The sequence below is a fragment of the Streptomyces litchfieldiae genome (assembly GCF_031845365.1).
Classification (GTDB): domain Bacteria; phylum Actinomycetota; class Actinomycetes; order Streptomycetales; family Streptomycetaceae; genus Streptomyces; species Streptomyces litchfieldiae.
In genome coordinates this window covers 90,245-103,313 of the sequence record NZ_JAVREL010000009.1, presented here as the reverse complement: position 1 = coordinate 103,313, position 13,069 = coordinate 90,245, and the positions used below count along the sequence as shown (strand labels likewise).

Here is a 13,069-nt window from a genome sequence, read left to right as displayed (position 1 = left end):
CGTGTACCTCAGCCTGCCGGGTGCATCTCGGACAGATGCATTTCGTCGTTGGTCGCGGAGTTCGGCTCGTAGGTCACGCCGGGGGCGAGCGCGATGATGCCCGTCATATGGGCCAGCACGGCGTCGCGGACCACCTCGTCGTTCTGGTGGGCGAGCGCCTCGGCGAACGCGGCCTCGCGCTCGGCTCCCGAGGCCAGTTCCGCCTCGTGGATCAGCTCGTCGAGCTGGGGGGTGCCATAGCTGCTCTGGGCGCCCTCGCTGCCGTAGATCTGGTCCATGGTGAACGCGGCGTCGCCCGCCTGGTTGCCGTGCTGGGCCTGGAGGAGGGTGGGGCCGATGTCCTCGGGGAAGGGCCGCAGGAGGTATTCGAGCCAGGCGTTGACGTCGAGCATCTGGATCTCCACGTCGAGGCCGGCCTCGGTGAGCGCGTTCTGCACCACCTCCATGGTCTCGGCGGCCTTGGGGTAGATGCCGTTGCGGCCGATGATGGTGATGGTGTTGTCCACCGGCACCCCGTCGGCGCGGGCCTCCTCGATCAGCTCCCTGGCCCGGTCCATGTCGTAGGGCCACGCCTCGATGTCCGGGTTGTAGCCGGTGACGTTGTCGGGCACGAGCTGTCCGGCGGGCTCGCCGAGCCCGGCGAAGACGGAGGCGACCAACCCCTCCTTGTCGATGGCGTAGTTGATGGCCTGGCGGACGCGGATGTCGTCGAGCGGGGGCTTGGCGGCGTCGATGCGCAGATACGAGGTCTCGTTGTTGGGGAACTCGACCGCGTTGTCGCCGGCGCCGTCCGCCGGCGCGAGGCCCACGGCGATGTCGGCCTCGCCGCTGGAGACCATCGCGGCGCGGATGCTGCCCTCGGCGCGCCAGGAGTACAGGGCAGCCGGGTAGTCGGGCGCCTCGCCCCAGTAGTCCTCGAACCGCTCCAGCCGCAGGTTGATGCCCTGGTTCCACTTGTCGATGCGGTAGGGCCCGGTGCCCACGGGCTCGCGCACCTTGGCGTCGGGGTCCGTGGTGGTCGGCACCATCTCCACGAAGGAGAGCCGCAGCGGGAGGATGGGGTCCGGCTCCTCGGTGGTGACCTCAAGCGTCGTCGCGTCCACGGCCGTCGCGGTGATGGCGTCGTCGCCGAAGACGTAGCCGGCCACGTTGCAGTCGATGTCCGAGTTGATCGTGCGGTCCACGGAGAACGCGGCGGCCTCCGCGGTGAACGGGGTGCCGTCGTGGAAGCGCACGTCCTCGCGGAGCGTGAACGTCCAGGTGGTGGGGGACGTTTGTGTCCACTCGGTGGCCAGCTTGGGTTCGAGTTCGCCGGTCTCGGGCACGCGCTCGGCCAGCGGCTCGGTGATGTTCGAGCGGGTGACCCGGCCCGTGGCGGTCAGTGAGGCGTCGCACGGCTCCAGCGTGGGCGGCTCCTCCGGCAGCACGATGCGGACGGTGCCGTCGCCGGCCACGCTCCCGGAGTTGGCGACGGTGCACCCGCCCGTCAGCAGCATCGCGCCCACCCCGAGGGCCGCGGCCGCTCCCCGGCCCGGTGGGCCGGCGGTCCTGAGCGGACGGAGAGGGGACTTCATTGTTCCTCGTTCCTCCTTGGTCACATTCGGCGGATGTCAGGCACCCGCGGGGACGGCCAGGGCCGCGTGGCCGCGCTCCAGCAGCCGGGAGAGTTCGGCGCGGTGCGCGGGCGAGAGGTCCACCAGCGGCGGGCGGACCGGACCGGCCGACCGGCCCTGCACGTCGAGCCCGGCCTTGACCAGGGAGACCGCGTAGCCCTCCGTGGTGTGCCGCAGCTCCGTCAGCGGCACGTAGAACTCGCGCAGCAGGGTCCGCTGGACGTCCTCGTCGCCGCGCTCGAAGGCGTCGAAGAAGGCGCGGGCGATGGCCGGGGCGAACGCCAGGGTGGCCGAGGAGTAGGAGCGGGCGCCCACCGCCGCGTAGGCGCGGGCGAAGGTCTCGGCGGTCGGCATGCCGTTGAGGAGCGGCAGTTCGCCGCCGGTCGCCGTGTGGATGCGCTGGAGCAGCTCCAGGTCGCCGTGCCCGTCCTTGAAGGCCACGATCTGGTCCAGCTCCGCCAGTTCGGCCACCGCCTCGGGGGAGAAGATCGCGGTCGAGCGCTGGTACGGGATGAGCGGCAGGCCGGTGGTCGCGGCGAGCTGCCGGTAGTGCGCGACGAGCCCGGCGGGCGGGCCCACCTGGAGGTAGGGCGGCAGCACGAGCGCCCCGTCCGCCCCGGCCTCCTCGGCGGAGCGGAGGAACTCCACGGCCAGCCGGGTGCCGCCGCCGGCGCCGGCGAACACCGGCACCGCGCCGCCCACATGGGCGACGGCGGCGCGCACGACCTCGCGGTGCTCGGCGGGGGTCAGCGAGGCGAACTCCCCGGTGCCGCAGGCGACGAACAGCGCGGCGGGCCGGGCGTCCAGCATCTCGGCGAGGTGTCGCTCGAAGCGCGGAAGGTCCAGCTCACCGTCCTGGCCGAACGGCGTGACGGGGAAGGCGAGCAGGCCGTCGAGAGACTTCGCCCGCTCGGAATGGGTCAGCGACATGGAGCACCTTGCCTCATGGTTGTCTACATAAGGAGACAGCGTCTATCTTTGTAGACGGGAGTAAAGTGCTGCGCGGCTGGCACGTCAAGGGACGCAGAGGAGAAATACGTGGCTGAGACGGACGGACCGCTGGACACCGGTGGCGTGCGCAGCGTGAAATCCGCGGACCGGACCATCGCGCTGCTGGAGTACCTCAGCGCGGCTGAGTCTCCCCGTTCCCTGCGCGATGTCACCGACGACCTGGGCATCCCGCGGGCCAGCGCCTACGCGTTGCTGATGACCCTGGTCCGCACGGGCTGGGTCGAGCCCAACGAGACGGCAACGGGCTTCCGGCTGGGCATCCGGGCCCTGCGCGCCGGCGCCTCCTACGTCGAGCACGACGACGTGGTGCGGCGGGCCCAGCCCGTGATGAACGATCTGTCGGAGCAGCTCGGCGAGACCATCCACCTGGCTCGCCTGGACGGCGACGAGATCGTCTACCTCGCCACCAATCTCTCCCGGCACTCGCTCGCTGTCGTCTCCAAGCCGGGCCGGAGACTGCCCTGTTGGGCCACCGGCCTGGGGAAGGCGATCCTGGCCCACCGCCCCTGGCGCGAGGTGGACGCGCTGCTGCCGGACGTCCTCACCCCGCGCACCGCGCACACCATCACCGACCGGGACCGGCTCCGCGAGGAACTGACCGCCGTCGCCGAGCGGGGCAGCGCGGTGGACGAGCAGGAATCCACCATCGGCCTGCGCTGCTTCGCGGTCCCGCTGCGCTTCGGGGGCACCGTGAGCGAGGCGCTGAGCTGCTCGATCCCGGTCGTGCGCCTCGACCCCGACCGGGAGCGGGTGATTATCGATGCCCTGCTCCGGGCCCGGGACCGCCTCGGGGGCTGACACGCTTCAACGGGGACCGCCCCCGGGCCGTTGACGGCCCGGGGGAGACCCGTTCGAGGATCCGGGAACCGGATCTAGTCGGATCTAGTCGCCCGTGGGCACCGACACCGAGTCCGCGCCCGGGGCCACCTCCACCGGCTCGCCGTAGCCGGCCGGGCCCGCCACCGTGACCCGCCAGGGGCCGGGGGCGCCGGTCGCCGTCACGGTGACCGTGTCGCCGCGGCGCCGGGTGCGGAAGACGGCCGCCGGGCCGCCGTCCGGCGTCGGGACCCGGGTGACGACCTCGTCGCCGTCGGCCGGCGCGTGGACCCGCAGCGTCACGCCGTGGGCCCAGCCGTACTCGGGGCGTTCCTCGTTCTCCCCGACGGGGATCACCGAGCCCGGCCGGGCCAGCAGGGGCAGGCTGTCGAAGCCGAACTGCTCGCGCCGCCAGCCCGGGCCCTGGATCCGCTCGCCGGACAGCAGGTGGGTCCACGTGCCCGCGGGCACGTAGTACTCGACGACGCCGTCCTCCGACAGCACCGGCGCCACGAGGATGTCCTCGCCCAGCATGTACTGGCGGTCCAGGGTCGCGCAGGCCGGGTCCTCGGGGAACTCCAGCACCATCGCCCGCATCACCGGGGTGCCCTGTTCCCGCGCCTGCTCGGCCGCTCGGAAGAGGTACGGCATCAGCCGGTGCTTGAGCCGGGTGAAGTCCCGGGTGACGGTCACGGCCTCCTCGTCGTAGTCCCACGGCACCCGGTAGGAGTTGCTGCCGTGCAGCCTGCTGTGCGACGACAGCAGGCCGAACTGCACCCACCGCTTGAAGACCGCCGGGGTCGGCGTGCCCTCGAAGCCGCCGATGTCATGGCTCCAGAAGCCGAAGCCGGACAGGCCCAGTGACAGGCCGCCGCGCAGCGACTCGGCCATCGCGTCGAACGTCGACTCGCAGTCGCCGCCCCAGTGGACCGGGAACTGCTGGCCGCCGGCCGTCGCCGACCGCGCGAACAGCACCGCCTGGCCCGGGCCGTGCTCCTCGCTGAGCACGTCGAACACCGTCTGGTTGTAGAGCTGCGTGTAGTAGTTGTGCATCCGCTCCGGGTCCGAACCGTCGTGCCAGACCACGTCGGTGGGCACCCGCTCGCCGAAGTCCGTCTTGAAGCAGTCGACGCCCTGCCGGGCCAGCACGCGCAGCTTCTCGGCGAACCACTCCCGGGCGGCCGGGCTGGTGAAGTCCACCAGTGCCATCCCGGCCTGCCACATGTCCCACTGCCAGACGTCGCCGTTCGCCTTGCGCACCAGATGGCCCAGCGCCTTCGCCTCGGCGAACAGCGGCGACTTCTGCCCGATGTACGGGTTGATCCACAGCGAGATCCGCAGCCCCTGCTCCTTGAGCCGGGCCAGCATGCCCTCGGGATCGGGGAAGACCGCCGGGTCCCACGTGAAGTCGCACCACTGGTACTCGCGCATCCAGAAGCAGTCGAAGTGGAACACGCTCAACGGGATGTCGCGCTCGGCCATGCCGCGCACGAACCGGTTGACCGTCGCCTCGTCGTAGTCCGTGGTGAACGAGGTGGACAGCCACAGCCCGAACGACCACGCGGGCGGCAGCGCGGGCCGACCGGTCAGCGCCGTGTACCGGTCCAGGATCTCCTTGGGCGTCGGGCCGTGGATCACCAGGTACTCGATCGACTCGCCCTCGACGCTGAACTGCACCTGGCCGACCGACTCCGAGCCGATCTCGTAGGAGACCCGGCCCGGGTGGTTCACGAAGACGCCATAGCCGCGGTTGGTCAGATAGAACGGGACGTTCTTGTACGCCTGTTCGCTGGCGGTGCCGCCGTCCGACTGCCAGATGTCCACGACCTGGCCGTTCTTGACGAACGGGGTGAAACGCTCGCCGAGCCCGTACACCAACTCACCGACGCCGAGCGAGAGCTGGCCCAGCGAGAAATGCCGGCCCTCGCCGTCGGTGACGAACCCGGTGCCGCGCGACCGCGCCGAGGTCAGGGTCTGCCCGTCGGCGGTGAACTCCAGCCGCCAGGGCGCGGCGGTGTCCACGCGCAGCGTCAGCGAGCCGCTGGACAGCTCGACGACCGAGCCGTCCGCGCGGGTCTTGCCCGCGTGACCGGGGTCGCCGGTCAGCGCGAAGCCCGGGCCGCGGTCCTCCTCGCCCGCGTGGTGCGTGGAGCGGACGCCGATCACGCCCTCCGCCGGGGAGAAGCACTCCACGGTCAGCAGCGGGCTGTTGAGGGTGTGGCCCCGGCGCTCCACGGGCCGCACGGCACCGTAGAGCGTGATCCGGTCCTCGGCCACCTCGGCGTCGGCGACCTGCTTGGCGAAGGCCGCGGTGACGCCTTCGCGCATCAGCCAGTAGCCGTCGGTGAACTTCACGGTGTCTCCTGCTTCTCGGCCGCGCCTGCGGCGCTCACGGGTGCTCCTGCTTGTGGCTGGCGATCATGTCCCGGTACCAGCGGTAGCTGTCCTTCGGAAGGCGTTCGAGGGTGTCGTAGTCGACGCGGACGATGCCGAAGCGCTTGTCGTAGCCGAAGGCCCACTCGAAGTTGTCCATCAGCGACCAGACGTAGTACCCGCGCACGTCCACGCCCGCCTCGACGGCCGCGGCCAAGGCGTGCAGGTGGTCGCGCAGATAGTCCACCCGGTCACTGTCGTGGACCTGGCCGTCCGCGGCGACCACGTCGTTCTCCGCCGAGCCGTTCTCGGTGATGACGATCGGCGGCAGCACCGGGTAGCGCCGGCTCAGGTCGACCAGCAGGTCGGTGAGCGCCCCCGGCACCACCGGCCAGCCCATCGTCGTGTGCCGGACGTCCTGCCGCCAGCTCTCCATGGCCCGGATGTCCACCGCCGTGCGCGTCGCCGGGTCGGGGTCCTGGTGGGGCGCGTCGGCGATGGTGATCGGGCGGTAGTAGTTGACGCCGACGAAGTCCAGCGGCGCGCCGATAGTGATCAGGTCCCCGTCCCGCCGGTAGGAGCCGTCGGCCAACTCGCCCCAGGTCTCCGCCTCGTGGGCCGGGTAGTGGCCGGCGAACAGCGGGTCGAACCAGACGGCGTTGTGCAGCGTCTCGGCCCGCCGCACCGCCGCCAGGTCCTCGGGTGCGTCGGTCGCCGGCAGCAGCCGGTCCGGGTTGAGCGTGATCCCGATGTCCTTCGCGCCCGCCTCGCGCAGCGCCCGCACCGCCAGGCCGTGCCCGACGAGCAGGTGGTGCGCGGCGGCCAGCGCGCCGCGGCCCTCACGGGCGCCGGGCGCGTGCCGGCCGATCGCGTAGCCGACGAACGACGAGCAGAACGGCTCGTTCAGCGTGATCCAGCGCGGCACCCGGTCCCCGAGCCGGTCCACGACCAGCGCGGTGTACTCGGCGAACCGCTCCGCCGTCTCGCGCACCCGCCAGCCGCCCCGGTCCTCCAGGGCCTGCGGCAGGTCCCAGTGGTAGAGGGTGGCGGCGGGGGCGATGCCGTTCGCGAGCAGCTCGTCCACGAGGCGGTCGTAGAAGTCCAGTCCCTCGGCGTTGGCCTTGCCGGTGCCGGTGGGCTGGACGCGCGGCCAGGCGATGGAGAAGCGGTAGCTGTCCACGCCGAGGTCGCGCAGCAGGGCGACGTCCTCCCGGTAGCGGTGGTAGTGGTCGCAGGCGACGTCCCCCGTCGCGCCGCCCGCCACCCGTCCCGGCTCGCGGCAGTACGTGTCCCAGATGGACGGGCCGCGGCCGCCCTCGTCGTGGGCGCCCTCGATCTGGTAGCTGGCGGTCGCGGCACCGAAGACGAAGCCGCGCGGGAAGCGGGGGAAGCCGGTGGATTCCGTGGCAGTCATAGAGGTGGCTGGCCTTACTTGATGGAGCCGCCGGCGATCCCGGCGGCGATGTACTTCTGGGCAACGACGAGCAGTATCGCGGCCGGGATCGCGGACAGCACAGCCGTGGCCATGACCGCGCCCCAGTCGCTGACGTGCGCGCCGATGAACTGATAGATGCCCAGCGTCACGGGCCTGACGTCGTCCGTCGTGTTCAGCGTGAGCGCGAAGATGAAGTCCGCCCAGGCGAAGAGGAACGCGAACAGACCCGAGGTGATCAGCGCGTTGCGGCTCATCGGCAGCACGATCCGGACGAACGCCGTGAACCGGTTGGCGCCGTCCACCATCGCCGCCTCCACGACCTCCGAGGGGATCGACACCATGAACGCGCGCAGCAGCACGATCGCGAACGGCAGCCCCAGCGAGGCGTCGGCCAGGATCAGGCCCAGATAGGAGTTGACCAGGTTCAGCTCGGCGTAGGCGCTGTACAGGGCGTTGGCGACGACGATGCCCGGCACCATCTGTGTGATGAGCGTGCCGAACACGATCGCCCGGCTGCCGCGCAGCCCGAACTGCGCCAGCCCGTACGCCGCCGGCGCCGCCAGCGCCAGACAGACCGCCACCGCGCCCAGCGCGACGATCAGGCTGGTCACCAGCGAGCCGCCCTGACTGTCCAGCGCGTTGCTGAAGTTGTCGAAGCTGGGCGAGGTCGGGATCAGATCGGCCGACGCGATGCTCGTGTGCGGCTGGAGGGCCGTGCTGACCATCCAGTACACCGGGAAGAGCATCACGGCCAGGATCAGCAGCGCCGCGACGGTGTTCCAGGAGCGGCGCAGCCGGGAGCGGTTGTGTGTCTGGTTCATCGCGGTCACTTCCCCAGCTCGTGGTCGGCGCGGTTGACGCGCAGGTACAGCACAGCGAAGACGGCGCTGATCAGGATCAGGACATTGCCGACGACGGCGCCCTGGCCGAAGTCGAGCTGGAGGAAGGAGAGCTGGTACGTCAGCGTGCCCAGCGTCTGCGTCGAGTCCGCGGGCCCGCCGCCGGTCAGCGCCAGGATCAGATCCAGGATCTTGATCGTCGACATGAAGCCCAGCACCAGCACCACGGTGACGACCGGCCGCAGCATCGGCAGCGTGATGCTGCGGAACGTCCGCCACGGGCCGGCGCCGTCCAGCGCCGCCGCCTCGTACAGCTCACGGGGGATCTCCTGGAGTCCGCCGTAGAGGATCACCATGTTGAACGGGATGCCGATCCAGATGTTGACCAGGATCGCGGCGAGCAGCGCCACGCTCGGGCTGCTCAGCCACGGCACGCCGTTCGCCGACAGGCCGATCGTCTCCAGGAAGCTGTTGAGCACCCCGTGGTCCTCGTCCATGATCCGCCGCCACACGACGGCGGACACCACCATCGGGACCAGCCACGGCAGCAGCAGGATCGCCCGGATGAACGCGGACAGGTGGAACCGCCGGGAGAAGAACACCGCCAGGCCGAGGCCGATGGTGAACTGCCCGGCCAGCGAGCCGACCGTGAACAGGATCGTCTGCCACAGGGCGTCGCCGAACAGGTCGTTCTCGAAGACGCCGCGCCAGTTGTCCAGCCCGTTGAACGGGGCCTCGCCGGTGAAGTACGTCCGGGGCGTGAACTCCTGGAAGCTCATCAGGACGTTGCGCACCAGCGGATAGCCGAAGAACGCGGCCAGGTAGGCCAGCGCCGGGGCCACGAAGAGCCACTGGTAGAACTTCCGGCGTCCGGCGCCGCGCCGGGCCGGGGGAGCGGTGGTGGTGGTCATCGGTCCGTCCTCACTCTCCGGCCGTGGCCTGCTGCTGGGCGCGGTTCAGGGCGTCCTCGGGCGAGGACCTGCCGGTCAGCACGGACTGGAAGGCCCCGGCGAGCGCGTCGCCGATCACCGGCCAGCGGGTGCCCACCTCGGCGGTGCGCGAGCGGGCGGTCAGCACCAGGTCGGCGAACGCCGCCAGCTTCGGGTTCTCCTCGCGGTAGGTCTCCGCCGCGCCGGCCAGAGTGGGCACGTTGTTGACGCGCTCGCCCCAGGCGAGCTGGTTCTCCTCGGTGTTGAGGCAGTTCAGGATCCGGCCCGCGTTCTCCTCGCGCTCCGGGTGCCCGTCGTTCTTCGGCACGGTCATCACGGTCCCGCCGATCGGCGGCACCGGGTCCTGGCCGGCCTCCGGCACCGGGATGGTGGACACGGCCCAGTCCACGTCGTCCTGCGCGCTGAGCACCGGCACCTGCCAGGGGCCGTTGATCATCATGGCCGCGCGGCCGGAGATGAACTGGTCGTTGACGTCCTGCTGGTTCCAGTTGACCACCGACCGGGAGGCCGAGCCGTCGTCCACCAGGTCCTTCCACAACTGGAGCGCGGACGCGCCGCTGCCGTTGTCCAGCTCCGCCTCGTCGCCGCCGGCCGACCAGAAGAACGGCAGGAACTGGTAGACGCCGTCGGCGTTGGGGCTGGCGCTGAACGCCATGCCGTACGTGTCGCCCTCGGTGAGCGCCGCGGCTGTGGTCTTCAGCTCGTCCCAGGTGGTGGGCGGCTCCAGGCCGGCCTCGGCCAGCAGCTCGGTGTTGTAGATCAGCGCCAGCGAGTTCACCGAGCGGGCCACCCCGTACTGGACGCCGTCGTAGGAGCCCAGGGACGTGGAGCTGTCGGAGAACCCGGAGGTGTCCACCCCGACGTCCTCGATGGGGCGCAGCCCGTCCGTCTCGGCGAACTGCGGCAGCTCGGAGCCGTCCAGCTCCAGGATGTCGGGCAGCGAGTCGGAGGAGGCCATCCGCAGCGCCTTCGAGGCGACCTGGTCGGCCGGCACGCTGATCTGCTCGACCTTCATCCCCAGCGGCTCGGCGCAGCGGTCGAAGAAGTCCTGGTTGGCCTCGTGCTCCGCGGTGTCGGTGGCCGAGTTGAGCACGGTCACGGTGTCCGGGTCCGGCTCGGCGGCACAGCCGGTCAGGCCGAACGCGACCGCGGCCGAGGCCAGGGTCAGCGCGGTGGCGGGCGTCGTTATGCGCCCGATTCTGGATCGCATGGGTTCGGAGGTCTCCAATCGCGGGGACGGGAGCGGCGGTCGGGGCCGCGGCTTATGGAGCGCGGTCATCGGCTCGCCGGGGACGGGGGTACGATGCCCGGACCGGGTGCCAGCCGGGGGGCGATGAGCTCGTGCCGGGGCGGGGTCTGCCCGATCGCCTCGACGGCGAGCCGGGCGATGGCGGCGGACATCTGCCCCACCGGAAGGTCGATGCGCGGCAGCGCCTGCGTCCCGTGCTCCTCCGGGAGGCTGCCGACGAGCACGACGGCCAGATCCTCCGGCACCCGCAGGCCCATGGCCGCCACCTCGGACAGCAGCACGGGCAACGGGATCAGGTGCTGGACGATCAGCGCGGTCGGCGCGGGCCGGGCGGCCAGCGCCGACCGCAGCCGCGCGCGCAGCGCGGCCTCGTCGGCGGCCGAGGGCCGCACGCGGACCTCGGCGCCGGTCTCCCGGGCGGCGAGCCGGGCGCCGTCGAGGCCGTGCATGGCGTAACCGCGGCGGGCCGCGATCTCGTGGTCGGCCGAGGCCCAGAAGACGATCCGCCGGTGCCCGGCCGCGGCGGTCTCCCGCACGGCCAGGGCGACGGCCGCCTCCCAGTCCAGGTCCACCCAGGACAGCTCGGCCTCGTCGCGCTCGTCGCCGTGGCCGAGCAGCGCGGTGGGGAAGCGCAGGTCCCGCAGGGCAGCCACGCGGGGGTCTTCCTGCGCCACGGCCATCAGGATGGCCGCGTCCGCCAGCCCGCTGCCGGCGATCCGGCGCAGCCCGCCCACCCCGTCGGGGTCGGTCATCATGAGCACGTCGTAGCCGTGGCCGCGCGCCGCGTCGCTGATCTCGATCGCGAAGCGGCCGTCCATCGCGCGGTACTTCCCCGGCTCCCGGGGGACCGCGAGCACCAGCACCTCGCTGCGCGCGCTGCGCAGCGTGCGGGCGCTGGCGCGGGGGTGGTAGCCGAGCTCGGCTATGGCCGCGCGCACCGCGCTCGTGGTCTCCTCGGAAATCTTCCGGGAGCCGCTGAGCACATAGGAGACGGTGCTCGGCGCGACGCCCGCCCGCTCCGCGACATCCTTGATCGTGGCCATCCCCGCTCCCTCGCGGCGTTCGCTCTCCGTTGTCGAAGCGCTTCGTCGAATCGATTCGATCGACGGAACGGGATGTTACGCACATGTGTGCTACGCAGGCAATACCCGCCTGCAAGATTTCTACGGGGCCTCGGAACGGTCACGAGTCGGTGTGTGCGCAGAGTGATATTCACGCGCTACCGCCGGGCGGGCCCCGGTCGCCGTCCGTCACGGCGGAACGCGTCCGGCCGCGCGCCACGTGGGGTCTCTTCCCCGACCGTTACGCGCGGTGCGGGCACCCGTCGCCGCGTGGCTGACGATCCGTCATCTCGCTGACGGCGTGGGCCAGGTATGTATGGTGATCCGTGTGCAGCTCAGGTACCAGTTCCGCGTGTACCCGAGTGCTCCGCAGCGGCAGCAGCTCGCGAGGGCGTTCGGGTGCGCCCGTGTCGTCTTCAATGACGCGCTCCGCGCCCGCCGGGACGCCTACAAGCAGGGCGCCAAGCGCCCGAGTGCGGCCGAGCTGTCGCAGCGGTTCATCACCGCAGCGAAGCAACGCCGTCAGCCTTCGCGACCTGCTGGTCCTCGCCGGCGACTACCCACTCCCGATCACCCCCGGGATCGTCGCGGGCTGCGAGGGCGCCGGCGAGGTCGTCGCGACCGGGCCCGGAGCCGTCCGGGTACGCGTCGGGGACCGGGTCATGCCCACCGTCTTCCCGGACTGGATCGACGGGCCGTTCGGACTTGAGCGCGCCGCCCAGCTCGGCGGGACCCGGAACGGCACGCTCGCCGAGTACGCCGTCGTGCCTGAGGAGGCCCTGGTGCCCATCCCCGAGCACCTGTCGTACGAGGAGGCCGCCGCCCTGCCGCTCACCGCCGTCACCGCGTGGCACGCCCTGACCGGATCCCGGCCGCCCCTGCCCGGGCAGACCGTGGTGGCGCTCGGCTCGGGCGGCGTCAGCCTGGCTGTGATCCAGCTCGCCGCCCTGGCCGGCGCGCGGGTCATCGTGACCACGTCCGACGTGGCGAAGGCCGAACGCCTGCGCGCGCTCGGGGCGCACGAGGTGATCGACCGCCGAGCCCGGCCACGATGGCACGAGGCCGTCCGGGAACTGACCGACGGGCGGGGCGCCGACCTGGTCGTGGACGTGGCGGGCACCCTGGAGGAGTCCCTGCGGTCGGTCGCGATCGGCGGTGATGTCGCGTTCGTCGGCTACCGCACATCCGCGACGGCCGCGCCCCGCACGGCGCTCGACGCGCGGGTGCTCTTCGCCTCTGGGGCCCGGGTCCGGGGCATCGCGGTGGGCAGCCGCGCCCAGTTCACGGCCCTGACCCAGGCCCTCGCCACCGGGCGGACACAACCGGTCCTGGGCCGCGTCTTCCCCTTCACCGAGGCGGTCGCGGCGCTGCGTCACCAGGAGCGCGGCGACGGCTTCGGCAAGGTGATCCTCACGCACGCGTAGCGCGTTGGGGCCGGCGGCGGGGATCGGCGTACCGGGCGCGGCGCCGCTCTCCAGGCGTCCGCCGTGTGAGTGGTCCCCGCGGCTGTCGTCGCGGTATTTCACGGGTCGGCGGCCGGGGCCGCGGCGTGGGAATGCGCCCAGTGCCGCCGCGCAGGTGACCGACAGCGACGCGGCACCGAGCCGAGGCTCACGGCGGTGGGCAGCGGGTCGCCAAGTGCGAATCGGGCAGCGGTCGTTCCGATGGCGAGGACGGCCTCGGGAGCGGTGATCGGGTCGTCCGTGTCGAACAGCGCCCGCG

At 71.8% G+C, this 13,069-nt stretch carries 10 protein-coding genes and 1 pseudogene; 3 read left to right on the top strand and 8 right to left on the bottom strand.

The window, feature by feature from the left end; genetic code table 11:
• Window positions 1-8: 8 nt before the first annotated feature.
• Together RM590_RS16905 and RM590_RS16900 are read right to left on the bottom strand one after the other, a co-directional pair.
• On the bottom strand, window positions 9-1,574 hold the full coding sequence (locus RM590_RS16905; protein WP_311705419.1) for an ABC transporter substrate-binding protein: 1,566 nt from the start codon (window positions 1,572-1,574) through the stop codon (window positions 9-11).
• A gap of 36 nt (window positions 1,575-1,610) precedes the next feature.
• Window positions 1,611-2,543 (bottom strand): 5-dehydro-4-deoxyglucarate dehydratase, encoded by a 933-nt coding sequence (locus RM590_RS16900; RefSeq protein ID WP_311705418.1) that lies wholly within the window; start codon window positions 2,541-2,543, stop codon window positions 1,611-1,613.
• Window positions 2,544-2,651: 108 nt separating this feature from the next.
• Here RM590_RS16900 and RM590_RS16895 point away from each other — a divergent pair, with 108 nt between their 5' ends.
• On the top strand, window positions 2,652-3,422 hold the full coding sequence (locus tag RM590_RS16895) for an IclR family transcriptional regulator (RefSeq protein ID WP_311705417.1): 771 nt from the start codon (window positions 2,652-2,654) through the stop codon (window positions 3,420-3,422).
• An 84-nt stretch (window positions 3,423-3,506) separates the two neighbouring features.
• Here the strand turns inward: RM590_RS16895 and yicI are convergent, their stop codons facing one another.
• The 6 genes from yicI to RM590_RS16865 all read right to left on the bottom strand — a co-directional run bounded on the left by yicI (window position 3,507) and on the right by RM590_RS16865 (window position 11,329).
• A complete protein-coding gene (yicI, locus tag RM590_RS16890; protein ID WP_311705416.1) occupies window positions 3,507-5,795 on the bottom strand; it encodes an alpha-xylosidase in 2,289 nt (762 codons plus the stop codon).
• Window positions 5,796-5,829: 34 nt separating this feature from the next.
• Window positions 5,830-7,227 (bottom strand): GH1 family beta-glucosidase, encoded by a 1,398-nt coding sequence (locus RM590_RS16885; protein WP_311705415.1) that lies wholly within the window; start codon window positions 7,225-7,227, stop codon window positions 5,830-5,832.
• A 14-nt stretch (window positions 7,228-7,241) separates the two neighbouring features.
• On the bottom strand, window positions 7,242-8,069 hold the full coding sequence (locus RM590_RS16880; RefSeq protein ID WP_311705414.1) for a carbohydrate ABC transporter permease: 828 nt from the start codon (window positions 8,067-8,069) through the stop codon (window positions 7,242-7,244).
• Between the two features lie 5 nt (window positions 8,070-8,074).
• Entirely contained in the window at window positions 8,075-8,998 is a 924-nt protein-coding gene (locus tag RM590_RS16875; protein ID WP_311705413.1) for a carbohydrate ABC transporter permease, read from the bottom strand.
• A 10-nt stretch (window positions 8,999-9,008) separates the two neighbouring features.
• Window positions 9,009-10,247: a sugar ABC transporter substrate-binding protein gene (locus RM590_RS16870; protein ID WP_311705412.1), complete on the bottom strand. Its 1,239-nt coding sequence runs from the start codon at window positions 10,245-10,247 to the stop codon at window positions 9,009-9,011.
• A 65-nt stretch (window positions 10,248-10,312) separates the two neighbouring features.
• Window positions 10,313-11,329, bottom strand: a complete 1,017-nt coding sequence (locus RM590_RS16865; RefSeq protein ID WP_311705411.1) for a LacI family DNA-binding transcriptional regulator — start codon at window positions 11,327-11,329, stop codon at window positions 10,313-10,315.
• A gap of 334 nt (window positions 11,330-11,663) precedes the next feature.
• Here RM590_RS16865 and RM590_RS36035 point away from each other — a divergent pair.
• Together RM590_RS36035 and RM590_RS16855 are read left to right on the top strand one after the other, a co-directional pair.
• A pseudogene (locus tag RM590_RS36035) lies at window positions 11,664-11,753 on the top strand (helix-turn-helix domain-containing protein); the annotation flags it as partial.
• Between the two features lie 67 nt (window positions 11,754-11,820).
• Window positions 11,821-12,771, top strand: a complete 951-nt coding sequence (locus tag RM590_RS16855; RefSeq protein ID WP_311705410.1) for a zinc-dependent alcohol dehydrogenase family protein — start codon at window positions 11,821-11,823, stop codon at window positions 12,769-12,771.
• The last annotated feature ends 298 nt before the right edge of the window (window positions 12,772-13,069 follow it).